A 24,211-nucleotide genomic window follows, 5' to 3' on the forward strand; every position below is an offset into this window, starting at 1 on the left:
TTCTTTATAGTATTATGATTTTACTAGTTTATCCTTTTTCATTTTAGGAGCAACAGTATTTTTTACATATCCTTTAGTTTGCAAATCATCTAAAACATTCAATGCTTCTTCTACATAAACATCTTTAGACAATGCTTGGTGCCAAGCTTCTCTTTTTTCTTTTAATGTAGCATCGTTATTCATTTCAAGTTCTTCGTAAGGCAATGATTTAAAAACCAAGCTGTTTTTATAATCTGCGATTGGTTTGTATTTTTTACCTTCATTCTCAACCTGTTCTTGAGTAGCTTTAAAGCTTGTAATGTTCAAGCTGTAAGTGTTCTCTTTATTCTTAACATCAATCCATTTTGCATTATCCTCAATTAATTTGAATTGAGCATTTCCAGCAATTCTGTTTCTGCTGTTATTAATCGCTTGATTGAATTTTTCGTTTGATGTCCAAGTACTATAATCCGCTGGATCAATTTTATCCCATGGCATTGCATTGTCAATATCACGCTCGCCCATTTTTAAGTAAGCATAACGATCTGGCATCACAACATCGCTGTGAACACCTTCTAACTGAGTAGAACCTCCGTTGATTCTATAGAATTTTTGTCCCGTAATTTTCAAAGCTCCTAAATCGCCATAGCTTGCATTACGAACAAACTGATTTAGATCAAGAACATTTTGTACAGTTCCCTTTCCATAAGTTTGTTTACTTCCAATGATCACTCCACGTTTGTAATCTTGAATTGCTGCTGCTAAAATTTCTGAAGCCGAAGCAGAGAAACTGTTCACCATAATTACTAACGGTCCATCCCATTCGATTTTTTTATCTTTATCGTATAAAACTTCTTTCTTTTTTCCAGCAGATTTAACCTGAACAATTGGTCCTTCTTCGATAAACAAACCGGCAATATCAACAACTGTAGATAAAGATCCGCCACCATCATCACGAACATCAAGTACAATACCATTAATATCTTCTTTTTTCAATCTTTCAACCTCAAGAGCTATATCTTTTCCAGCATCGCGTCCATCTTTGTTTTCAAAATCGATATAGAATTTAGGCAAATAAATAACTCCGTATTTTAATCCGTTTCTTTCTACAATACTAGATTTAGCGTAAGTTTCTTCAATTTCAACAACATCTCTGATGATAGAAATTACTTTAATACTTCCGTCTACTTTTTTAACTGTAAGTTTAACTTCAGTTCCTTTGTGACCTTTAATTTTCTTCACAACATCATCCAAACGCATACCCACAACATCTACAGGCTCTTCGTTTCCTTGTGCAACTTTCAAAATTAAATCACCTGCCTCAAGTTGTTTTCCTTTCCAAGCTGGACCGCCAGAAATTAATTCGTCAATTTGAGTAAAGTCATTTTTCTTAGTCAATCTGGCTCCGATTCCTTCTAACTTTCCACTTATATTTACATCAAAACGATCTTTTTCCTCTGGTGCAAAATAACTTGTATGCGGATCAAAACGTGTCATAATCGAATTAACATACACAGAGAACCAATCTCCTTTATTTAAATCTTTAATCAGACTAAAATTATCATCCAAAGATTTTAAAGAACTTTCACGCGTTTCTTTCTCTAAAGTTTCAAAAGATTTTTCTTTGTAAGCTGGATCTGCTTTCTTTTTATCTTCTTCTAATTTTTGTTTGGTAACAAGTGAAGAAAGAGTAGATAATTTGATTTGTTTTCTCCATCTTTCGTTAATTTCCGTCGCATTTTTAGCATAAGGAAGATGTTCATAATCAGCATTAAAAGTCTCATCAACATTATAGTTGAAAGGCTGTGCTAAAATAGTCTTATATCGTTTTTTGCTTTCTTCCATACGTTTCATCAATCTTGTATAAGTAAGATTAAAAAACGTTAAGTCTTTATTCAAAAACTGATCATCTAACTGAAGCTCATATTGCTTAAATTCATCAATATCAGACTGAAGGAAGAATCTTTTAGAAGGATCCAGCGCATCAATATAATCTTTAAAAATTCCTTTAGAAAATTCATCGTTTATTTCAGCCGGACTATAATGTCCTTTTTCAATAACAAACGCAAGCAATTCTAAAAGTGTTTTATCTCTATTCGGGTCCGGATCCTCAGACTTATCAGCATTTAGTTTAAATGCAAACAATGTTACTGACAAGCATAATACGGCTATAAGTATTTTATAATTTCTTTTCATAAACTTAATAATAGCATTCATCAAATTTTTTAATCTAAGTTACGGTAAAAACTGTGCCAATAAAGCCAAGTTCACTATAATTTTTTGTTAAAGATATAAAAATGTTTGATGTTCAAAAGTCTTCTTTAATTTAGTTTACAATTTTTATTTATTTGTTAGTATTCTACCAAAATCTGTTACTACATTTGCTCTATCAAGCACTAATTTTGATAAATCAAAAATGAAAATCTCGGCATGAAACATGAAAAACCATTAATATTAGTAACCAATGACGATGGAATTCTCGCTCCTGGAATCAGAGCCCTAATCAGCGTTATGGAAACTATTGGAGATGTTATAGTAGTCGCTCCAGATAAACCTCAGAGTGCTATGGGACACGCAATTACAATAAATAACACGCTGTTTTTAGATAAAATCTCTAAAGAAGAAGACATTATAACAGAATACAGCTGTTCTGGAACACCAGTAGATTGCGTAAAATTGGCTGTCAATGAAATTTTAAAAAGAAAACCTGATCTTTGTGTTTCCGGAATTAATCACGGATCAAACTCTTCTATAAATGTAATTTATTCTGGGACTATGAGCGCGGCAGTCGAAGCAGGAATTGAAGGAATTCAAGCAATTGGATTCTCTCTTTTAGATTTTGACTGGAATGCTGATTTCGAACAGATAAAATCATTTGTAAAAAAGATTACTTTAGAAACTCTTGCCAATAAATTACCGCCAGGTGTCGTTTTAAATGTAAATTTTCCAAAATTAAAAGAGAAAGAAATCAAAGGAATAAAAATTTGCCGTCAAGCGAAAGCCTACTATGCTCAAAAATTTGACAAGCGACAAACTCCATACGGAAAAGATTATTACTGGCTTACCGGTAAATTTACAAACGAAGACAAAGGCGAAGATACTGACGAATGGGCTTTAGAAAACGGATACATATCTGTCGTTCCAGTTCAATTTGATTTAACCGCGCATCATTCTATACAACAACTTAATACTTGGAAATTAAATGAATAAATTAGACCTTCTTATTGGTTTTGTTCTCGGCATTTTAACTTCACTTTTAGGAAGTTATCTTTTCATTACATTTTTCACCTCTTTTGATGTTTCAAATATTGAAACCATAAAACAATACGGTTATTTGGGCAAAGTAATTACTCTAGGAACCGTTTTAGATCTTATTTTGTTTTTATTTTTGCTTAAAAGAAATAAGGAAATAATGGCGAGAGGCGTTGTTTTTGCTGTGATTGTTTTAGCAATTTCAACCTTATTTATTTAATCTTATCTTTGTGCTGCAAAAAAATGTTGTGTTGCAAATTTAAAACACACTTTTAAAAAAGTCGATATGAAATATTACATAATAGCTGGCGAAGCCTCTGGAGATTTGCACGGTTCAAATTTAATGAAAGCTTTATATGAAGAAGATCCGCAAGCCGAAATTCGGTTTTGGGGTGGAGACTTAATGCAAAAAGCCGGCGGTACTTTAGTAAAACATTATCGCGAATTGGCTTTTATGGGTTTTGTTGAAGTTATTTTCAATTTAAAAACGATTTTAAACAACATTAAAGTTTGTAAAAAAGACATTTCTGAGTTTAAGCCAGATGTTATCATTTTTATAGATTACCCAGGTTTCAATATGCGTATTGCAAAATGGGCCAAAACTTTAAATTATAAAACACACTATTATATTTCTCCTCAAATTTGGGCTTGGAAAGAAAATAGGATCAAAGCAATTAAACAAGATGTCGATAAGATGTTTGTGATTTTGCCTTTTGAAAAAAGTTTTTACGAAGACAAGCATCATTTTCCTGTAGATTTTGTCGGCCATCCTTTAATTGATGCCATTCAAAATCAACCACCTTTTGATGAAGGTATATTTAGAAAAGAAAATCAATTGGGTGACAAACCCATTATTGCACTTTTACCAGGAAGCCGCAAACAAGAAATTACAAAAATGTTAAGCGTAATGCTAAGTGTTGTCGATGATTTTCAGGATTATGAATTTGTAATTGCCGGCGCACCAAGTCAGGATTACGAATTTTATCAGCAATTCATCAGTAATAAAAACATCAAGTTTATTTCGAATAAAACGTACGATTTGCTTCGTTCTTCGACAGCTGCTTTGGTAACTTCGGGAACAGCAACTTTAGAAACTGCTCTTTTTAAAGTTCCAGAAGTAGTATGTTATAAAGGAAGTAATATTTCGTATCAAATTGCAAAACGCATTATTACCTTAAAATATATTTCGCTTGTAAACCTAATAATGGATCAAGAAGTAGTTACTGAATTAATTCAAAATGAATGCAATACAAAACGCATTAAAGAAGAATTACAAAAATTGCTCGAGCCACATTATCGCGAAAAACTATTGAAAAATTACGATATTCTCGAACAAAAATTAGGTGGCGTTGGCGCGAGCAAAAAAACAGCAAAACTTATCGTAGCCGACTTAAAACCAGTATAAAATATTTTTATTTTGAAAAAAATAGTCACAATTCTTATTCTATCTCTTCTCTTTGCTTTTTGTAAATCGACTTCAAATGCCGTAAGCGCAAAAGAATCTAAAACAGAAAAAAGAACTCTTGTGAAAAATTTAATCGAAACTGCAACAAGCAATATTGGCGTTAGATATAAAGCTGGAGGTACAACAAAAAATGGTTTTGACTGCTCCGGATTAGTTTATACTACTTTTGAATCAGAAAATATTAAACTTCCCAGAAGTTCTTACGAGCAAGCAAAGGTTGGAAAAATAATCGTGCTGAATGATGCAAAGAAAGGCGATTTAATTTTCTTTAAAACCAATAAAAGCAAGCAAATCAACCATGTAGGACTTATTACAGAAGTTAACTCAGACGAAATAAAATTTGTGCATTCTTCTACTTCAAAAGGCGTAATGATTTCATCTACAAAAGAACCCTATTATCGTGATTCCTTTTTTCAGGTGAATCGAATAATTGAATAATCTATCTATTAAAATATATTCTTTTTCTTACAAATATTTAATACTTTTATGCCATGAAAGTATTAGATTTCCCTTTAGTTAAAATTACGATTTGGTTTCTGCTTGGCATTTTGTTTTCTTATTATCTGCCAAATACATTATTCAATTTATGCATCGTACTTCTCATAGGAACAATCGACTTTTCTCTTTTGTATTTTTCATCCAAAAACAATAAAAAATTAATTACGCTTTTTGGGATAACTACTTGTTTTACCTCTTTTTGTATTGGAGCAGCAACTTTACTTTTCCATACTGATTCGCTTCAGAAATCGAACTATATTCATTGTACCAAAGCTTTTGAGACATCACAAACAATTACACTTACTATTCGAGAAAAGCTTAAAAGCAATGCCTATAACGATCGATTTATTGCATTGATCAACAGCATTAATAATCAAAACTATACTGGAAAAATTATTGTAAATATTGCAAAAGACAGTATTAAAAAATCGGTAATAATCGGTAATATTATCAAACTAAAAGCCACTTTACAGCATAATAGTAATGCTAAAAACCCAAACCAATTTGACTACGGCAAATATTTAGCAGACAGGCAAATTTATGCACAGCTATACGTTAGCAAATCTGAAATCAGTATCGCTAAATATGCTAAAAAAGACATTTGGTATTATTCTGGGTGTTTGCATCGCAGGATACTTACAAACTTAGAGAGAGCACATTTTAACGCCGCTGAAATGAATGTTGCACTTGCCCTAATTCTAGGACAGCAGCAAGAAATTTCGTCAGATATTATTCAAGATTATCAGTACTCTGGAGCAACACACATTTTATCTGTTTCAGGATTGCATGTCGGCTTTATTATGCTGTTTATAAATTTCATTTTGAAACCAATTCCAAATACACGAAAAGGTTCATTTATAAAATTAATCTCAATTTTAATTTCCTTAGCGGGATTCGCCGTAATTTCAGGACTATCGCCTTCTGTTTTAAGATCAGTTGTTATGTTTTCTTTTATTGCCACAGGAAATCATCTTCGCCGAGGCGGCAATATTTACCATACTTTGCTTGTTTCTATTTTTCTGATCTTATTATTTGAACCTTATTTTTTATTTGATGTTGGCTTTCAATTAAGTTACATTGCCTTATTTTTTATTCTTTGGCTACAGCCATTATTAAAAAACATCTGGACACCAAAAAACAAAGTACTACTTTATATCTGGGAAGCTTTGACGGTTTCATTTGCGGCTCAAATCGGAGCCTTTCCTTTGTGCTTATATTATTTTCACCAATTTCCAGGTTTATTTTTTGTAACTAATATTGTTATTATTCCAGTTTTGTCTTTTATAATGATAGCGGGAATTATTGTTATGATTTTTGCTGTTTTTTGTTCTCCTCCAGAATTCTTAATTATCATTTTCGAAAAGAGTATCTATCTTTTAAACCACATCATTCATTATGTTGCTTCATTCGAATCATTTGTAATAATTGATATAAGTTTTAACCTTTACTATCTCATCACTTTTTACCTGCTGATAATTACGAGTATTATTTGCTTCAAAAAACCGAGTTATTCCAAATTGGTTTTTGTGTTGACTACTATAATTTTACTTCAAATTTCTTTTATATACACCAAAAAAGAAACTGAAAACCAACTGGAAATGATTATTTATAATTTAAAGAAAAAAACGCTGATTACAGAAAAATCAGGAAAAACTATAGAACTGTTTACATCAGATACAGCTTTACTTCATGATCCTAAAAACTATGTTTTGAATTCCTATTTAGTAGGAAATTTTGGAACAATAAAAGCCACACACAAAGTTAAAAACACGTTATTTTTCAACGGAAAAAAAATATTTATAATTGACAGTACAGGAACTTATCAAAATAAAATTCAGCCGGATATAGTATTGCTTATACAATCTCCAAAATTAAATTTAGATCGAGTTTTAAAAGACTTACATCCAAAAATTATAGTTGCTGATGCTTCAAACTCTTACTCCATCCAGAAAAAATGGAAGAAAACCTGCGATAAAAAAAATATCCCTTTTCACTCAACAAGCGAAAAAGGATATTACAAATTAAATTAAAATACTTAAAATTATATTTCTTATTCGGGACGTAAAATTATATTAGCTTCCGTCATCCATCCCACAGCACCAATTGGTTTAAAAGGCAATTTACCCAATAAATTAAAAGTTGTTTTCTGCTTTCTAACAGATGCTATTGTGAAACAAACTTGTGGCAATTCGGTTACTCCCAAAGCATTTTTCAACATAACATTTTGTTCTTTCTCGGCATCAGATATATTAGGATCAGATAAATCCAGTCTAACCAAAACGACATTTTCACGTGCCCATACAGCAAAATCTGGAGTATTAAATATCTCATTCTGGAATCTTTGTGGTGCACCAGCAATTGTAAAAAATATGAATAGTGGTTTTCTTTGTTCAACACTTGCTGCAACAGCCTCTGTCATAGTTGTTTTCCAGACATTTTGCGAATGCATAAAAAATGAACCTAAAAAAAATAGTAGTATAAGTAGTTTTCTGGTCATAACAATTTGGGTTTTAAGTAGGTTAACGCGACTAAATTAGTATAATATCCTTATCAAACAAGTCATATTTAGACAAAAAACTCAAAAAAAACATAACAAAATCGAATTTGTTAATAAAACCCTAAATAACTGACAAAAACAAAAAAAATAGCATAATAAATTATCAAAATAATGACGATAATCTTAAACTGTTCAAAAAAAAATCCCTTTTCACTAAATTGAAAAGGGACTTACAAGTTAAATTGCGAAACTTGACTTAAGTATTATTCACTTGGATGCAAGATTCCGTTAGATTCTGCAATCCAAGCTTTTGCACCTCCTGGTTTATAAGCAAGTTTTCCTAAAGCGCTAAAAGTAGTTTTGTTTTTTCTGATAGAAGCACTTGCAAAACAAACTTCTGGTAAGTCTTCAACGCCAAAAGCACTTTTTAATCTAAGGTTTTGTTCTTTATCACCATCAGATGCTGCTTCATCAGACAAATCAAGTTTTACGAGAATGACATTGTCGCGAGACCAAACTGCAAAATCTGGAGTTTTAAATATTTCATTCTGAAGATTGTCTGGTACACCTGAGGCAGTAAAAAGAATCAACATTGGTTTTCTTTGTTCATTGCTAATAGCGATAGCATCAGTCATGTTTGTTCTCCAAACTAGATTTTGAGCCTGCATAAAAAATGAACCTAAAAAAAACAGTAGGATAAGTAATTTTTTAGTCATATTATATTGATTTTGGTTAGTATAGTGTAACGAAATTAACATAATATTTTAATTTTCCAACTTTTATTAATATAAAAAATATATAATGTGTTTTTTTACTTATAATAAATTGATAAATACATAAAATAAAGAAAAACAAATGAATAACTTTTCTTACTAAAGAAAAAAGCTCCTTGCGCATATTGCACAAGGAGCTTATAAATAAATTTGAATATGTTTTTCTTTAAGACTTTTTTGGTTTAATGATTCCGTCTGCAACTGTCAACCATGCAGTTGGCCCTCCAGCAACGTATCCGGTTTGTCCAAGACCTTTAAAATTTACTTTTCCGTCTTTAGACTCAGCACTTGTAAAATAAATTGTAGGAAAACCTTGAATTCCAAAAGCCTGCTGTAATTCATTATTTTGACTTTTTAATTCTGGAGTCTGAGGTGTTCTTCTTGGATAATCCAATTCTACTAAAACAACATTATCTACAGCCCATTTTTTAAATTCAGGCGTCGTTAAAACTTCATTTTGCAAACGAATACACCATCCGCACCAGTCACTTCCAGTAAAAAACATCAACATTGGCTTATGTTCTTTGTTACTTACCGTTATTGCTTCTTTTACATCTGTATACCACTTTAGCTCTTGTGATTGAACTGTAAGCGCTCCAACTAAAAATAACGTTACTAAAAATATTTTTTTCATATTGTGTTTATTTTGCACAAATTTAAACAAAAAAAGAATCGGTAAATAAATCTTATTTTACTTCCTGCATTAATTTTTTGATTAATGGTGTTGTAACAATCAAAATAACGCCGGCAATTAAAGAATATAATGCTAATTGATAATATCCATCAGTGTAAGCAATCAATTTTGACATTAATGTTGTGCCTGTATTTGCATTAGACATTTCAGAGCCTAATTTACCTGCTGCAAATTGACCAAAGGCACTAGACAAAAACCACAATCCCATCATCATTCCAAACAATCGCTTTGGAGATAATTTAGTAATTACAGACATTCCAATTGGTCCAATACATAATTCTCCCAGAGTATACAACAAGTACCCTAATGCAAATACGTTTAGAGAACTCAATCCTTTTTCATCAATAAAAAATCTGGCACTGTAAAAAATAAAGAAACCCGCTGCTAACAATATAAATGAGAATCCGAATTTAATAACTGTATTTGGTTCAATTTTTCTTTTGAAAAGAAAGATCCACAATAGCCCTACTAATGGACTGAAAATGATAACATACAATGAATTTATACTATTGTTAACAACATTCGGATCAATATGAAAAAACAACAATTTATTTGTTAAGTTATCCTTGGCAAACAACGACAAAGAACCTCCTGATTGCTCAGAAATCGCCATAAACATGAAATATCCAAAAATAAAGACGAAAGCTGCCAAAAGTTTGTATTGCTGTTTTCTTTCTTTTATCATAAATAATTCAAACAAAAAGTATCCTAATGCTGCAACACCAATTGAATACATAAAATACTCTGTAAAATCAGAGTTAATTACCATTATATAAACCAATGGAATTACAAGAAATGATCCAACGTAAACAGCTATTTCATAAAGATTACGTTTTTTCGGTTCATGTTTTTCAAGAGGAGAATTTCCGATTGGTGCTAAATGTTTTTTAGTCAAAAGAAAAGTAACAACACCAATAATCATCACAATTGCTGCAGAAAGAAAGCATAAGCTCCAAGAATAGTTTTTCCCTAAATAAATAGGAATCGCACCTCCCAGCATTCCGCCTATATTAATACCTGCGTAAAACAGTCCGTAACCAGCATCACGTCGGCCATCCTTTTCATGATATAATTCACCAACCATTGACGAAACGTTTGGCTTAAAAAAACCTGTTCCAATAATAGAAAGTGTTATTCCGTAATAAAAGAAATCATGCGGATTTGCTGCAATAAGCAAATTTCCTAAAATCATCACAATTCCTCCAAAAAGAAGTGATTTTTTGAATCCTAAAATTTTGTCAGCAAAAATACCTCCAATAAAAGTAAAGGCATAAACAAAAGCCTGAATGGCTCCATATTGAAGATTCGCTTTTCCTTCAAGCAAACCTAATTGGTCTACCATGAAAAAAGCCAGAACACCTCTCATTCCGTAAAAGCAAAAACGCTCCCACATTTCAACCAAAAACAAGTACCACAATTGCTTTGGATACTTGCCTTTAAAATTTTGAATTTCCTCTAAAGCTAAATTGTTTTCCATATTATCTAACACCGTGCATCATTTTTTTCAATAACGGAGTCAAAGCAAATAATACAATCGCTGCAATACCTGTAAGAACAACAAACACCATAAAAAACTCATATAAATTATGAATCTCGAATCCTGCAAAAAAGTGATTGTGCGCACTAATTTGGTGCTGTTCTAATAGTGCTAATTGCTCAGTTGTAGGCGTTACTTTATTGTCTAAAACGGCTTGAAGATCGATTCCTAATTCTTTTGCTTTTTCAAATTTATCACCTGTAGCAGGCAAGATAGAACCTAAAGTTCCCCCTAACGCATAACCAGATGCATTTGACAAAAAGAATACGCCGTATAGCAATGAAGCAAAACGTTTTGGAGATAATTTACCCACCAATGACAATCCAATTGGAGACAAACACAACTCTGCACAAGTATTTAAGAAATATAATAAGATTAACCATTTTACCAATAGTAAGCCAGAAGTTCCGATGTATGAAACTTGAGTTGCAATCATAAAGAAACTTACAGAAATTATAACCAAACCTACAGCCAATTTAACTGGTGAAATTGGTTCTTTTTGATTTGCTCTTAAAGAATCCCATAGTATACTAAAAGGAACAGCCATTACAACAACAAACAATCCGTTAAAGATCTGAACCATTGATGGAGGCATTAAATACCCAAAGAAATGTCTATCTGTTTGATTATCCGCAATAAAAGTTAATGACGAACCTGCTTGTTCAAATGCCGCCCAAAAGAAAATAATAAAAAACGACACGATATAAATTACAATAATTCTATCTCTTTCAATTTTAGTTAAAGAAGTATCAGAAATAATTAATCCAGCCAAAGCCAAACCACTAGAATATATCAAAGTATAAATCAAGTTTTGACCCACAACATAATGAAAGAAAAAACCTAAAGCAATAAATGCAACACCTGCAATAGTTAGCGCTTTACTAGAAAAATTAGCTTTTTGAGCTTCTCCTTCTTCAAAATCTGAAGCTATATTTTTAGAAGGCAAACCTCCTAATGGTCTTCCTTCTGGAGAAACCACATATTTATTTTTCAAGAAGTAGAAAAGAACAGTTCCAACAAGCATTGCTCCTGACGCCGCCATAAATCCCCATCTAAAAGCGTGAATATCTCTAATTCCGCCTGCATCTTTTACATCGCCTAAGAAAGGACAAATTGATTGCCCTAAGAAAGCACCAATATTAATACCCATATAGAAAATAGTAAAAGCAGTATCTAGTTTTGTTTTTTCTTGTTTTGGATACAAACTTCCAACCATACTCGAAATATTTGGCTTGAAGAATCCGTTACCAAAAACAATAACACCTAATCCGCAATACATGATAGTTTTTGCCAATCCTAAATTAGACTCAAAAATACTACCGCTGGTAAACAATAACATTTGGCCAGTAGCCATCAATAATCCACCTAATAAAATACAATTTCTATTTCCTAAAAATCGGTCAGCAATAAAACCTCCCAACATTGGTGTTAAATAACAAAGTCCAAGGAAACCTCCATAAATTAATGACGCTTCTTCTTCCTTCATCATTAATGAATTCACAAGAAATAAAGTCAATAAAGCTCGCATTCCATAAAAATTGAATCTCTCCCACATCTCCGTTCCAAACAATACCCAAAGTCCTTTTGGATGCCCAGTTTTTACTTGAGTTTCTCCCATATTATTCATTATTTTTTTAAGGTTAATAGATTTAGATTATAAATTTTCTTTGATAAAGTTAGTCATTTTATTATAAAGCTGAATTCTCGTCTTACCACCGTAAATACCGTGGTTTTTATCTGGATATATCTGAGAATCAAATTGTTTGTTCGCTTGAATCAGTGCTTCCATCATCTGCATTGAATTTTGCACATGAACGTTGTCATCACCTGATCCGTGAATCAACAAAAACTTTCCTTTTAATTTATCAACGTGATTTATTGGAGAATTTTGATCGTATCCGCTTGCATTTTCCTGAGGAGTCTGCATGTATCTTTCTGTGTAAACACTGTCATAAAATCTCCAGTTTGTAACCGGTGCTACCGCTATTGCCATTTTAAAAACATCGTTTCCTTGAAAAATACAGTTTGAAGCCATAAATCCACCATAACTCCATCCGAAGATTCCGATTCTTGAAGCATCAACATACGGATAAGCTCCAATTACTTTTGCTGCATCAATCTGATCTTCAACTTCGTATTTACCTAATTCTTTTTGGGTTACTTTTTTGAAATCAGCACCTTTAAAACCAGTTCCTCTACCATCAACACAAGCTACGATATAACCTTGCTGTGTAAGAGATAAAAACCAATAATCATCAGTGTTATTCCAATCATTATTTACTTGCTGCGATCCTGGGCCAGAATATTGGTACATGAAAACAGGATATTTTTTAGAAGGATCAAAATCTTTTGGTTTTAAAATCCAAGCGTTAAGTTCGTTTCCTTTAGCTGTTTTTAAAACAAAGAATTCTTTTGCCGGCAAGTTATAGGCTTTCAACTTATCAGCAAGAGCCTGATTATTTTCTATAACCTGAATCTCTTTTCCAGTTTTAGCATCGTTTAAAGTATAAGTTGTTGGCACTAAATTACTAGAGAAAGTAGTAATGAAATATTGGAAATTTGGACTAAAAGTCGCAGCGCTTGTTCCTACTTTTGCTGTTAAACGCAATTTATTTTTTCCGTCTAAACTAATTCTGTAAAGATCTCTATTTATAGAACCATTTTCTGTAGATTGGTAGAAAATAGTTTTTGTTTTTTCGTCGAAACCGTAGTATGAAGTTACTTCCCAGTTTCCTTTTGTAACCTGATTTTTAAGTTTTCCTGTTTTATCATAAACATAGATATGATTAAAACCATCTTTTTCACTTGTCCAGATAAAGCTATTATCTTTTAAGAATGTCAAATTATCTGTAACATCAACATAAGCTTTGTCTTTTTCATTCAAAACTACTTTTGCAGCAGCTGTTGTTCCGTCAACAAATAAAAGATCTAGATTATCTTGGTGGCGGTTTAAAACCTGTGCTGACAATACATTATTATCATTAGTCCATTGTAATCTCGCGATATAAAAGTCATTATAATTTCCTAAATCAACTTTTTTGGCTGTATTTGCAGCAGCATCATATATGTGTAATGAAACTAGTGAGTTTTTTTCTCCAGCCTTAGGATACTTAAATGTTTCAATTGTCGGGTATAAATCTTTTTGAAATATCGACATAGAAAATTCTGGAACAGCACTTTCGTCAAAACGAATGTAAGCTAGTTTTTTGCTGTCTTTACTCCAGTCAAAAGCTCGGACAAAAGCAAATTCTTCTTCATAAACCCAATCCGTAATACCATTAATTACGGCATTTTTCTTTCCATCAGTAGTAACCGCAGTAGATTTTTTTGAAGCTACATCATATACATAAAGGTTATTTTCTTTAGCATAAGCAATTTTAGTTCCATCAGGAGAAAAAGTTGGCTCTTGAACTTGAAAATCGAACAGTTTTGTCAGCGATTTTGAAGCAATATCATATAAAAAATAATCTGCTGTAAAAGAGTGACGGAAAATTTGATTTGAATTACAAGCTATTAAAATCTTTTTTTCTGAAGCATCAAAAGTATAGCTGTCAATTCCGGTAGCCAGTTCTTTATGATTTTTAGTATCAATTAGATTTGACACTTTTTTTAAGGTTGCAAAATCATACAAGTCAATCTGCATGCTTCTGCTGGCTTGATCAACATTTAAAACAGTATATTGATCTGTATTTTTTAACGATTGCAGTTCATCCATCGCTTTTGCACGAAATGCACCACTATAAATATTTTCGACAGTTATTTTTTGCTGGCCAAAAATGGCGGCTACAAAAAACAAAAACATAACAGTAATTTTACTTGTATTCATCAGAATTATTTTAAATATAAAAAAGAGCCCAATTTTAGTAAAAAAAATAAACATAATACACATTTTAACTGTTAAATGTTAAAAAAAATAACGATTGCGTGCTTTTCAATTTTCAAATACATTATAAACAAAACTCTTAAAATAGTATCTTTGTTACCACATTATTATTTAATACATTGAGAATGAACAACGCAGTTGCTGGATTTTCTAAATTATCCAAAAAAGAAAAAATAAACTGGATCGCAAATGAGTATTTTTCAACCCCTGAAGAAGCACTGACTATTATAAGAAATTACTGGAATTCAGACGACAAGCTCCAACAATTGCATGATGAGTTCATCGAAAACACTATCACCAATTTATATATTCCGTTAGGAGTTGCACCCAATTTTTTAATTAACGGCAAGTACAAAACAATTCCGATGGCAATTGAAGAAAGTTCTGTTGTTGCGGCGGCTTCAAAATCAGCAAAATATTGGGCAACTCGAGGTGGTTTTAAAGCAACGGTAACTAATACTGAAAAGATTGGTCAAGTGCATTTTACATTTAATGGAGATGCCGATAAATTAGATTCTTTCTTTAACAACATAAAATCTAAATTTTTCTCCGACACGCAAAGCATCACCAAAAACATGCAGCAACGTGGCGGAGGAATTTTAGATATTAAACTAAAAGACAAAAGAAGTTTGTTAGAAAACTATTTTCAGCTTCATGCCACTTTTGAAACAAAAGACAGTATGGGTGCTAATTTCATAAATTCTTGTCTCGAACAATTTGCTTCAACTCTAAAAGAAGAATTTCTAAATTCTAATCTCTTTTCAGAGAAGGAAACCCTTACTGTAGTGATGAGTATTTTGTCTAATTATGTTCCGAATTGTGTTGTTAGGGCTGAAGTTTCTTGTCCTGTTGAAGATTTAACTGAGAAACATATTTCGAATCCGCAAGATTTTGCCGAGCGTTTTGTTCAGGCTGTTCAAATTGCCGAAGTGGAACCTTTTAGAGCTGTGACGCATAATAAAGGTATTATGAATGGAGTTGACGCTGTAATTCTAGCAACTGGAAATGACTTTAGAGCTGTAGAAGCTGGCGTGCATGCTTATGCATCAAGAAATGGGCAATATTCTAGCTTGTCGCATGCAAAAATCGAAAACGGTATTTTTACTTTTTGGCTCGAAATCCCTTTAGCCATAGGAACCGTTGGCGGATTGACATCTTTACATCCTTTAGTTAAATTATGTTTAGAAATACTAGAAAAACCATCTGCCAATGAATTGATGGAAATTGTTGCTGTTGCTGGTTTGGCTCAAAACTTTGCTGCCTTGCGTTCGCTGACTACAACAGGAATTCAGGAAGGACACATGAAAATGCACTTAAATAATATCATCAATCAATTTGAAGCAACTGAAGAAGAACGCCATTTAATTAAAACTCATTTTAAGAAAAATGCTGTATCTCATAGTGCTGTAGTTGACTTTATTGAAAATTTAAGAAAATAACCCGAATATTAAACTCCAAAAGTATAGCTGCGAATAGAATTCCAAATTCCAAGAATGGTGGGATTTTGAATTTTATCCCAAAGCTACGGGATTGGACTTTATTTTAAAATTACAGAATGAAAACAACCTTTTATAGCAACGGAAAACTTTTAATTACAGGCGAATACTTAGTTTTAGATGGTGCAAGAGCCTTTGCTTTGCCTACAAAATTTGGACAGGATTTAATTGTAGAAAACGGATCGAACCAAGAAATTAAATGGAAGAGTTATGACTTCGACGAGCATCTTTGGTTTGAAGATGTTATTTCATTTTCTGAAATTACAAATAACATTCCAACACAAGTTGAAACTGTAAAAACAACTTTAATCAATATTTTACACGAAGCTTATTTATTAAATCCAGACTTTATTAATAAAGCAGAAGGATATATAATTAGTACCCACCTTACATTTCCCAAAAAATGGGGATTGGGCACATCCTCAACACTGTTGAACAATATTGCTCAATGGGCTAAAATTGATGCTTTCACACTGCTTAAAAACAGTTTTGGAGGCAGTGGATATGATATTGCCTGCGCACAAAATAACACACCAATTGTTTATCGATTAGAACAAAGTTTACCTAAAGTTGAACAGGTTGCCTTTAATCCTGATTTCACTAAAAACATTTACTTTGTTTACCTGAATAAAAAACAAAACAGCAAAGCTGCTATAAATGCTTATTACAACAATAAAAATCAAGATTTAGTTCAAAATATTATTGATAATAACAAAATTACCGACACTATATTAAACGCTAAAACGCTAAAAGAATTTGCTCTTGCTGTAGAAAAACATGAGATTCATTTGAGCAATATCTTAGAAATACAAACGATAAAAGAAATTGCTTTTGCAGATTTCAATGGCCTTGTTAAAAGTCTTGGGGCGTGGGGCGGTGATTTTGTAATGGTAATTTCTAAAGAAGATCCAACGAAATACTTTGTTTCAAAAGGATATGAAACTATTCTTTCATACGAGGAGATGATCTTATAGGGAGTAATTTATGCCTATTATAAAAATTAGAAATTTACTTTCTTATCTTTTATAGGTTTTGTTTCAAGTCGACGTACTTTTTCAGTTTCTTGTTCATTAGATTCTATAAGTGTATTGTGCAAACGTTCTGCCATTTTTTCGATACTATTTGTTATAGAATCGTATACCAGTTCCATTCTCCGATGTTTCTCTTCTTTTACTGCTTTTAAAACATCTTCAACAAAAAATTTATCATATTTTTCAGCAACTGAATCACGCGTATTAGTTAGCCTGATAACATAATCGTTACTTAAAATAGTAACTTTAAAATGTTGCTCCTCATTGCTTAAGTAGTATTTACCTCCCAATTCATCAACATTGATGTCAGTACTACTAACTTTTAAAAGTTCCGTAATTATTCCAAAAATATGATTTTCAATTTTGGAATATACTCTAGGTTTTCTTTTTAAAAAACTAAACATATAAAAAAACATTAAATGTCAGATTATTAAAGTATTTTTTTATCATTTTCTTACAATTTTTATTTAACAATTGTTTGTTAATAGCTCAATTTATTAAAACAAAAATCCGGACAAATAAACTGCAATAATTTTAATATCGCAAGTATTTTAAATTATATTTCCATTATTTCCATATAGTTAAGAAAAATACATAAATATTTTACTACAAATTGCGAAAATAATAAGAAAAAAACAAAGAAAAACCCGAAATATTCTAAATGAACATTTCGGGTTTTATATTTTAAAATTTATTTGCTACTAATAACTAGTAGTTAAATTGCAGTCTATTATCTTCAATTTTAGCATTGCTTTTTAAAGCAGGCAAAATTCTGCTTGCATCAGATGCAGTTTGAGCTTTTAGCTTAGCAACATAAGCGGCATGATTAGCAATTGCAGGAGCTTTTACAGTGCTAATGTTTTTTACAACATAAACTCCAGTATTTCCTTCAATTGGTGCAGAAACTTTATTTGCAGTTAAAGCAAATGCATTTCCAACAACTTTTGGCTCTTGTCCTACTCCACCAGGTAAAACTGGATTCTCTAATGTAACATCAGTTGCTTGCTGAACAGCTACACCAGCATTTTTTGCAATAGCTTCTATAGTTGAACCAGTTAACTTAGCTTTTAAGATTTCAGCTTTTTTCTTGTTTTTTAAGATAGACTCTACATAAGGTCTAGCTAAGCTGACAGCTACTAAACCTGATTTGTTTTCGCTTTTGTATTGTGCAATCACGTGACCGATATTAGCAATTTCAAAACGTTTTACGTCTCCAATACTAGTTTCTTTGTCAAATGCCCATCTTATAATATTACGTTGGTTTCCTAATGGACCAAATGCTTCGTCCATTGCTTTTGCAGTTACAGGAGCCGAAACTTTTAAACCTAATTCTTTTGCAGTAGCATTAAAATCTTTATCAGCAGCATCCATTTCAAATTTAGTTGCCAATGTAAATACTTTATCAGAAGTAGCTTCAGAAGGCTCAATTTTTTGAGCGATAGTAGCTAAACGAATTCCGTCTTGTTTATCCGTAATTTTGATGATGTGAAATCCAAAAGGAGTTTCAACTAAACCAACTTTTCCAATTCCGTTACTGAATACAAAATCATTGAAAGGTTTTACCATTTGGCCTTGACCAAAATATCCTAAATCACCACCCTGTTGTGCAGATGAATCATCAGAACTTGTAAAAGCCAACATCATAAAACTATCTGGATTAGCTTGAACTTGTGCTAAAATTTCTTCAGCTTTAGCTTTTGCTTCTTCTTTAGTTCTCTCTTCTTTTTGGTTTGGAGTTTGAGATCCTTTATAACCAATTAATATATGACTTGCTTTTGCGTTAACACCAGCTTTAAATCCTAAAGATTTAGAAATAGCATAGTATTTTCCATAAACATAAGGACCATAAATTGCTCCAGCAGGCAAACTGAATAATTTATCAGCATCAACCGCAGGTAAAGAATTTTTAGGAATATAAGTTGAATCGTAAGGAACATCAGAATTTGCGTTTACAAATTCAGCAATGTTTTTTGCAGTTCTAAAACCTGCTAATGTATCGTTTTTACCAGTTTTTGCATTGTAAACAACACTTCCGTTTAATAAACCAGTGATTTTAGCTTTGATTTCAGCTTCGTCTTCTTTTGATGCTTTATCTTCAACTAAAACATATTGAATTTCACGAGTTTCATCCGCTTTGAATTTTTTCTCGTTTTTCTTCATATAATCAACAATTTCTGAATCAGAAATTTTCACTTCACTGTCTTTAATAGAAGAATATAATGCAGCAGCATAACTAAAGTTAACTTTGTTTGCTTCCATTTCATATTTCAGCTTTCCTTCACTAGCAGTAGTGTAAAGTCCAGATTTTACTAACGTATTGTAGATTTGAAATTTTGCATTTAATTCAGCGTCTTTTTCTTTCTCAGAAATATACTGTGCTGCTTCAGGATTTGTTTTGAAGTAATCTTTAAATTTTACTACATCAAACATACCAGCTGCATTTAAAAACATTGGGTTTTTACCAATATTTGGATCTGATTTTAAAACTTCAAGCAAGTGTTTTTCACCAACTCTTAATCCTAACTTATCAAACTGAGCTGATAATAATGCAATTGAAACCTCTTGATCCCAAACTCTGTTTGCAGCTTCAGTGGAAGTAATTCCTTGCCCACTTTTTTCAACATTACTAACTTTAACTCTAAAGTCTTCAAATGAAATATCTTTTCCGTCGATGCTTCCTACATCTTTTGAACTTTGACTAAATGTTCCTTTATTAAATAGATCTTGTATTATAAATGCAAATAATGCAAGTGCAATAACTCCTATCAATAAAGCGGAACGCTGTCTAATTTTTGCTAAAACTGCCATTTTTATTATCGTTAATTTTATATTCAGTTTGCGAAAATACAATTATCTAGTTAATAACAATACAACTAGCGTTTTATTTTGCAACATTTTTTTCATTAATTTAAAAAATCACTCTTTTATTGTCAATTTAACCAATTCAATTTTCTTATTTGTGGCCTCTTCTATCACAAAATGATAGCTGTCTATCACTATTTCTTCTCCTTTTAGCGGAATTTCTTTCGTATAATTAACGATAAAACCTCCTAAAGTTCCGTATGAATCTTCTTCGGGAATTGCCAATTTATAGGTCTCATTTAGGTATTCTACATCTAATCTAGTCGAAAACAAATACTTACCTTCTCCTAATTCTTGTTCTATCAATTCTTCATCTAAATCGTGCTCGTCTTCTATCTCGCCAAAAAGTTCTTCTACAATATCTTCTATAGTAATAATTCCAGAAGTTCCCCCATATTCATCTAAAACAACAGCTACATTTTTTCGTTTTTTAATTAAAAGATTTAATGCATCTTTTATCAAAATAGTTTCCGGCACAAACTCTACCGTCATTAAAACAGACTTTATTGTTTTTGGCTTTTTAAATAAATCAAATGAATGTACATAGCCAACAATATCGTCAAGCGAATTTTGACTTACTACTATTTTAGAATAGCCTGTTTCAATAAAAAGCTCTTTCAGTTCTGTTATGCTTTCAAACAAATCAATATCTACAATTTCTGTACGCGGTGTCATAATATCACGCGCTTTTACGCCTGAAAATTCTAATGCATTCTGAAAGATCTGAATTTCTGAATCTACTTCTTCATCATCTTCTACAGAATTCATTTGCTCCGTAATGTAATTTCCAAGTTCAATTTTACTAAAATACAATTGTACCTGATCGCCTTCTGTTTTGAAAAACTTTCTCAAAACAAAATCCGAAATCCAAATAAAAAAGGTTGAGATATAATAAAATAATCTATAGAACAAATAGGCCGGAATTGCAAAAATCTTAATTAATGAATTGGCATAAATTTGAAAAAACACTTTCGGAAAAAATTCCGCAGTAATTAAAACGATAAAAGTCGAAAGCACAGTTTGAATCAATAAACCGGTCAAACTTGAGAATTGAAATCCTAAACCAACTATGCAGTTCAAAATTAAATCTCCCATATAAAACCCATAAATTACTAAGGCTACATTATTGCCAATCAGCATTGCAGCAATAAATTTTGATGGATTTTCGGTAAGTTTAGTTAGGATTTTCGACAGAAAATTATCTTGTTTTTTTTCGATTTCAAGATAAATTTTGTTCGAGGAAATAAAAGCTATTTCCATTCCTGAAAAAAAGGCTGATAGTATTAAACATAGTATTATAATACTAATTTCCATTTTTATTGTTTTTTATAATGGTCATCAAATTTCTTAGCGTATTTTCTCCTGAAGAAAAACATAAAAACACTCACGCCAGCAATTAAAAAACTTAACCATGCATCTTCATTAGGCGTATTTAGCTTCGTAATTCCATCGAAAATGAAAGCCGCAGCAATTAATAAGTAAAGATATTGTGTGTATTTTAAAACGCCCATAATTTATATTTTTATTCGTTTGATTCAATTTCACCGCTTATTCGCTGCGAATTAATCACTTTAAAATCTTTGCTAAAATCTATTCCCTGACCGTTAGAAATTCCTTTAGCATCTGTAAGCTTAAATTTTCTTTCGGTGTAAAACCATTCGTTTTTTTGATCAAAATAAAGCTGTTCTGTTTCAAGAACTTGTCCTGCTTCTGAAGTAATTTTTACTTTTCCCTGCAGATCGATGATGCCAGTATTTTTATAAGAAACAGCATAATTAGATTTTATAAAAGTACGCTTTTGTTTTTTATCATATAAGGTAACATCGATTCCTTTAGGAAATTCAGTAAATGGAAATTCTAGATTTGAATAATCCAGCATTTTTGGACTTTTTAAAACTCCTGTTATGCGTCCAGAATCTGTATATTTTATATTAACTGTATCAGCATCACTTCCGGGAACGAATTCAGAGAAGTTAATTTTCTGCACGTCTTTAAAATTACTTTCGCATCCAAAAAACAGTGTCACAGCAAGAACTGTGACAACGGTTATAATATATCTCTTTGGTAAATTCATTTGCCAAATGTAGTAAATTGTAATGAGCTTAGAAAAACATAAATTTTTATGTTTAGTTGAATTTACTTTTCACGAACCATCTGTCGTTGAAAGAAAAACTCACACTAAAATTCATATAGTTTTCTTGAACTAAACCTGCAGTTGTTGTTCCTCTTTTACCAAATTCAACTCCTACGTTTACGTTTGAAAAAGATCCTGTAATTGGAAATCCTGCTCCTAAAGTCATTCCAACATCATTTAATGACTCATTATTCACAATTAAACCAATCTTTTCGTATTTCAAACCAGCTCTGTAAGTAACTCTGCTCAAATAACTAGAAAAGGAAGCATAGTTAGGAATAAAATATCCTCCAACTGCATATTTTGAATATTTTTCGTAGCGAACATCATCACTTGAATTGTAGTAATTTGCATATCTTCCATCACCTTGGAAGGCCAATGTAGTTCCAACAAGCCATTTTCTTGGCACTCCTATACCCGCACCAATTGTTAACTTGGTTGGTAATTTTAATTTTGTATCAACTGGATCAAATGTTATAGGATCTGGATCTGTATCTACTTGAATAACTCTAGTACTAGTTGAATTTAATGTACTTGAAAAAGTATAACTCAGACTAGTAAACAATGTCGTTTTTTTGTAAATTTTTGTTTGATACATTGTACCAATATTAAAATTAGCACCAGATAATTCAGACGCATTTGTTTCTTTAGTTGCATTTTGCACTCCTGTAATGGCTTCGATACTTGTTGTTGTAATTTTACCAAAGTTATATTGAACGTCAGCTCCAATATTCCAGTTTGGCAAAATTTTATATCCTAAACCAAAAAACACTCTATTCACGCCGCCTTTACCTTCAAATTGATTGCTTGTTGCTCCTTCTTGAGTAGAATTATCATTTAAAATTTTATATCCAACAGAAGATAATGGAATCAAACCAAAAGATGCTCCAAATTTTCCCATCGGAATTCCGACTGCTAAATAATCAAAAGTACTTCTTTGCGCTTTTTCAGATTGTTCAGTAGTTTTTAGATTAGATGTTCCAAAACTTCCTCCAACTGTAAATGTAGTTTGTCTCAAACTTGCATAACTTGAAGGATTATCAATATTCAAGTGAATACTATCTTGCTCTACCGAAACTCCGGCCATAGATCTATTTTCAAGAGTACCTTTAAATCTTGCATCCCCAATTCCGTAAAAAGAATATGGTGAAGCTGTACCTTGCTGAGCAAATGAAACGAACGAGATAAGTAAACAAGCACTTATTATAATTTTTTTAATCATTGTCGATTTTTATATTGAAATGTTTGGTTCAAACTTTCTAAAAGGAAATTTGAATTGGCAAATATGGTATTTTTTAATCGTTTAGCCAAAAATTCTGCATCGCCTCCCGTTAAAATTATTATAAAATTTGAAAAGTTTGCTCGATATTCATCGATAAAACCGTCAATCTCATAGACGAACCCGTTGACAACTCCAGAATGAATCGCTTGTTTGGTAGAGTTTCCTATATACAAGTCTGGACTCTCTAAGGTAAGCAAAGGCAGTTTGGCCGTGTAATTATGTAATGCTTCATAACGCAAACGCAGTCCTGGCGAAATTGCGCCACCCAGATAATTATCGTTTTCGTCGATAAAATCGTAGGTTATGCAAGTTCCGGTATCTATCACTAATCTATTTTGTTTTGGAAACTGCAAAGTAGCTCCAGCAGCCAAAACCATACGATCGATTCCTAAAGTTTTTGGAGTTGCATATTTATTTATAAAGGGATAAGAATCTTCATTTGTTAAAAAATGAACTTTAAGCTGGTTTTCGAAAGCTAAAAAAGATTGTTTTTCGACATTTCCGACCGAAGCAACGACCAAATCGGAGCAATTTTGAAATTTTTTTAAAATTTTTTTAATTTTTTTTTCGAGTTCATTTTTCTCGAAAACAAAATTTTCTAAAGCAGTATTTCCCTCAAAGACAGACGCTTTAATCCGAGTATTTCCAACATCAACCGTTAAAACCATGTTCGTTTTTTTATAAATGCGAAGATACGAATTGATTTTTTTAAAAAAATGTTTTGGATAAACGAAAAATGATTCTATCTTTGCACCCGCAATCAGCACGGTGCCTTAGCTCAGATGGTAGAGCAATGGACTGAAAATCCATGTGTCCCTGGTTCGATCC

Annotated in this window: 21 protein-coding genes; 7 read left to right on the forward strand and 14 right to left on the reverse strand. The window is 31.8% G+C overall.

Annotated features, from left to right (window positions below; translation table 11 throughout):
- Positions 1 to 12: 12 nt before the first annotated feature.
- Complete coding sequence (locus IR010_RS16080; RefSeq protein ID WP_029271771.1) at positions 13 to 2,196, reverse strand: carboxy terminal-processing peptidase; 2,184 nt, start codon at positions 2,194 to 2,196, stop codon at positions 13 to 15.
- Between the two features lie 213 nt (positions 2,197 to 2,409).
- Here IR010_RS16080 and surE point away from each other — a divergent pair, with 213 nt between their 5' ends.
- The 5 genes from surE to IR010_RS16105 all read left to right on the forward strand — a co-directional run bounded on the left by surE (position 2,410) and on the right by IR010_RS16105 (position 7,224).
- Entirely contained in the window at positions 2,410 to 3,189 is a 780-nt protein-coding gene (gene surE, locus IR010_RS16085) for a 5'/3'-nucleotidase SurE (protein ID WP_029271770.1), read from the forward strand.
- Complete coding sequence (locus IR010_RS16090; protein ID WP_029271768.1) at positions 3,182 to 3,451, forward strand: hypothetical protein; 270 nt, start codon at positions 3,182 to 3,184, stop codon at positions 3,449 to 3,451. Before surE ends, IR010_RS16090 begins: the two co-directional genes overlap by 8 nt.
- A gap of 66 nt (positions 3,452 to 3,517) precedes the next feature.
- On the forward strand, positions 3,518 to 4,636 hold the full coding sequence (gene lpxB, locus IR010_RS16095) for a lipid-A-disaccharide synthase (RefSeq protein WP_194568036.1): 1,119 nt from the start codon (positions 3,518 to 3,520) through the stop codon (positions 4,634 to 4,636).
- A gap of 12 nt (positions 4,637 to 4,648) precedes the next feature.
- A complete protein-coding gene (locus IR010_RS16100) occupies positions 4,649 to 5,134 on the forward strand; it encodes a C40 family peptidase (RefSeq protein ID WP_194605288.1) in 486 nt (161 codons plus the stop codon).
- Positions 5,135 to 5,187: 53 nt separating this feature from the next.
- Positions 5,188 to 7,224: a ComEC/Rec2 family competence protein gene (locus IR010_RS16105; RefSeq protein WP_194605291.1), complete on the forward strand. Its 2,037-nt coding sequence runs from the start codon at positions 5,188 to 5,190 to the stop codon at positions 7,222 to 7,224.
- A 20-nt stretch (positions 7,225 to 7,244) separates the two neighbouring features.
- Here the strand turns inward: IR010_RS16105 and IR010_RS16110 are convergent, their stop codons facing one another.
- The 6 genes from IR010_RS16110 to IR010_RS16135 all read right to left on the reverse strand — a co-directional run bounded on the left by IR010_RS16110 (position 7,245) and on the right by IR010_RS16135 (position 14,521).
- Positions 7,245 to 7,691: a thioredoxin family protein gene (locus IR010_RS16110; RefSeq protein ID WP_194568033.1), complete on the reverse strand. Its 447-nt coding sequence runs from the start codon at positions 7,689 to 7,691 to the stop codon at positions 7,245 to 7,247.
- 263 nt (positions 7,692 to 7,954) lie between these two features.
- Positions 7,955 to 8,407: a hypothetical protein gene (locus tag IR010_RS16115; protein ID WP_029271763.1), complete on the reverse strand. Its 453-nt coding sequence runs from the start codon at positions 8,405 to 8,407 to the stop codon at positions 7,955 to 7,957.
- 223 nt (positions 8,408 to 8,630) lie between these two features.
- Entirely contained in the window at positions 8,631 to 9,098 is a 468-nt protein-coding gene (locus IR010_RS16120) for a thioredoxin family protein (protein ID WP_029271761.1), read from the reverse strand.
- A gap of 52 nt (positions 9,099 to 9,150) precedes the next feature.
- Positions 9,151 to 10,635: a peptide MFS transporter gene (locus IR010_RS16125; RefSeq protein WP_029271760.1), complete on the reverse strand. Its 1,485-nt coding sequence runs from the start codon at positions 10,633 to 10,635 to the stop codon at positions 9,151 to 9,153.
- Between the two features lies 1 nt (position 10,636).
- On the reverse strand, positions 10,637 to 12,313 hold the full coding sequence (locus tag IR010_RS16130; protein ID WP_029271759.1) for a peptide MFS transporter: 1,677 nt from the start codon (positions 12,311 to 12,313) through the stop codon (positions 10,637 to 10,639).
- A gap of 36 nt (positions 12,314 to 12,349) precedes the next feature.
- Positions 12,350 to 14,521 (reverse strand): S9 family peptidase, encoded by a 2,172-nt coding sequence (locus IR010_RS16135; RefSeq protein WP_194568032.1) that lies wholly within the window; start codon positions 14,519 to 14,521, stop codon positions 12,350 to 12,352.
- Positions 14,522 to 14,703: 182 nt separating this feature from the next.
- Between IR010_RS16135 and IR010_RS16140 the strand changes: the two genes are divergently transcribed.
- Both IR010_RS16140 and IR010_RS16145 read left to right on the forward strand, forming a co-directional pair.
- A complete protein-coding gene (locus IR010_RS16140) occupies positions 14,704 to 16,017 on the forward strand; it encodes a hydroxymethylglutaryl-CoA reductase, degradative (protein ID WP_194605294.1) in 1,314 nt (437 codons plus the stop codon).
- A 116-nt stretch (positions 16,018 to 16,133) separates the two neighbouring features.
- Entirely contained in the window at positions 16,134 to 17,048 is a 915-nt protein-coding gene (locus IR010_RS16145; protein ID WP_194568030.1) for a GYDIA family GHMP kinase, read from the forward strand.
- 26 nt (positions 17,049 to 17,074) lie between these two features.
- Here the strand turns inward: IR010_RS16145 and IR010_RS16150 are convergent, their stop codons facing one another.
- The 7 genes from IR010_RS16150 to IR010_RS16180 form a co-directional block, all read right to left on the reverse strand.
- Positions 17,075 to 17,509, reverse strand: a complete 435-nt coding sequence (locus tag IR010_RS16150) for a hypothetical protein (protein ID WP_029271753.1) — start codon at positions 17,507 to 17,509, stop codon at positions 17,075 to 17,077.
- Positions 17,510 to 17,813: 304 nt separating this feature from the next.
- Entirely contained in the window at positions 17,814 to 19,913 is a 2,100-nt protein-coding gene (locus tag IR010_RS16155; protein ID WP_194605297.1) for a peptidylprolyl isomerase, read from the reverse strand.
- 108 nt (positions 19,914 to 20,021) lie between these two features.
- Positions 20,022 to 21,281 carry a hemolysin family protein gene (locus IR010_RS16160; RefSeq protein WP_029271751.1) on the reverse strand — a complete coding sequence of 420 codons (1,260 nt, stop codon included), beginning with the start codon at positions 21,279 to 21,281 and terminating at the stop codon, positions 20,022 to 20,024.
- A gap of 2 nt (positions 21,282 to 21,283) precedes the next feature.
- The gene (locus IR010_RS16165; RefSeq protein ID WP_194605300.1) at positions 21,284 to 21,478 is read right to left on the reverse strand and encodes a hypothetical protein; all 195 of its coding nucleotides are present in this window, start codon (positions 21,476 to 21,478) and stop codon (positions 21,284 to 21,286) included.
- An 11-nt stretch (positions 21,479 to 21,489) separates the two neighbouring features.
- The gene (gene lptC / locus IR010_RS16170; protein WP_194568028.1) at positions 21,490 to 22,041 is read right to left on the reverse strand and encodes an LPS export ABC transporter periplasmic protein LptC; all 552 of its coding nucleotides are present in this window, start codon (positions 22,039 to 22,041) and stop codon (positions 21,490 to 21,492) included.
- Between the two features lie 52 nt (positions 22,042 to 22,093).
- Positions 22,094 to 23,323 carry a hypothetical protein gene (locus tag IR010_RS16175; RefSeq protein WP_029271747.1) on the reverse strand — a complete coding sequence of 410 codons (1,230 nt, stop codon included), beginning with the start codon at positions 23,321 to 23,323 and terminating at the stop codon, positions 22,094 to 22,096.
- On the reverse strand, positions 23,320 to 24,051 hold the full coding sequence (locus IR010_RS16180) for a type III pantothenate kinase (RefSeq protein WP_194605303.1): 732 nt from the start codon (positions 24,049 to 24,051) through the stop codon (positions 23,320 to 23,322). Before IR010_RS16180 ends, IR010_RS16175 begins: the two co-directional genes overlap by 4 nt.
- Positions 24,052 to 24,211 lie beyond the last annotated feature (160 nt).

It is taken from the genome of Flavobacterium sp. MR2016-29 (assembly GCF_015350695.1).
Classification (GTDB): Bacteria; Bacteroidota; Bacteroidia; order Flavobacteriales; family Flavobacteriaceae; genus Flavobacterium.

Coding starts and splice junctions, on each gene's coding strand:
- IR010_RS16080 (WP_029271771.1), bottom strand. CDS start 2,196: ATGAATGCTATTATTAAGTTTATGAAAAGAAATTATAAAATACTTATA.
- surE (WP_029271770.1), top strand. CDS start 2,410: ATGAAACATGAAAAACCATTAATATTAGTAACCAATGACGATGGAATT.
- IR010_RS16180 (WP_194605303.1), bottom strand. CDS start 24,051: ATGGTTTTAACGGTTGATGTTGGAAATACTCGGATTAAAGCGTCTGTC.
- IR010_RS16165 (WP_194605300.1), bottom strand. CDS start 21,478: ATGGGCGTTTTAAAATACACACAATATCTTTACTTATTAATTGCTGCG.
- IR010_RS16145 (WP_194568030.1), top strand. CDS start 16,134: ATGAAAACAACCTTTTATAGCAACGGAAAACTTTTAATTACAGGCGAA.
- IR010_RS16090 (WP_029271768.1), top strand. CDS start 3,182: ATGAATAAATTAGACCTTCTTATTGGTTTTGTTCTCGGCATTTTAACT.
- IR010_RS16160 (WP_029271751.1), bottom strand. CDS start 21,281: ATGGAAATTAGTATTATAATACTATGTTTAATACTATCAGCCTTTTTT.
- IR010_RS16140 (WP_194605294.1), top strand. CDS start 14,704: ATGAACAACGCAGTTGCTGGATTTTCTAAATTATCCAAAAAAGAAAAA.
- IR010_RS16125 (WP_029271760.1), bottom strand. CDS start 10,635: ATGGAAAACAATTTAGCTTTAGAGGAAATTCAAAATTTTAAAGGCAAG.
- IR010_RS16175 (WP_029271747.1), bottom strand. CDS start 23,323: ATGATTAAAAAAATTATAATAAGTGCTTGTTTACTTATCTCGTTCGTT.
- IR010_RS16110 (WP_194568033.1), bottom strand. CDS start 7,691: ATGACCAGAAAACTACTTATACTACTATTTTTTTTAGGTTCATTTTTT.
- IR010_RS16120 (WP_029271761.1), bottom strand. CDS start 9,098: ATGAAAAAAATATTTTTAGTAACGTTATTTTTAGTTGGAGCGCTTACA.
- IR010_RS16155 (WP_194605297.1), bottom strand. CDS start 19,913: ATGGCAGTTTTAGCAAAAATTAGACAGCGTTCCGCTTTATTGATAGGA.
- lptC (WP_194568028.1), bottom strand. CDS start 22,041: ATGAATTTACCAAAGAGATATATTATAACCGTTGTCACAGTTCTTGCT.
- IR010_RS16130 (WP_029271759.1), bottom strand. CDS start 12,313: ATGGGAGAAACTCAAGTAAAAACTGGGCATCCAAAAGGACTTTGGGTA.
- lpxB (WP_194568036.1), top strand. CDS start 3,518: ATGAAATATTACATAATAGCTGGCGAAGCCTCTGGAGATTTGCACGGT.
- IR010_RS16115 (WP_029271763.1), bottom strand. CDS start 8,407: ATGACTAAAAAATTACTTATCCTACTGTTTTTTTTAGGTTCATTTTTT.
- IR010_RS16135 (WP_194568032.1), bottom strand. CDS start 14,521: ATGAATACAAGTAAAATTACTGTTATGTTTTTGTTTTTTGTAGCCGCC.
- IR010_RS16150 (WP_029271753.1), bottom strand. CDS start 17,509: ATGTTTAGTTTTTTAAAAAGAAAACCTAGAGTATATTCCAAAATTGAA.
- IR010_RS16105 (WP_194605291.1), top strand. CDS start 5,188: ATGAAAGTATTAGATTTCCCTTTAGTTAAAATTACGATTTGGTTTCTG.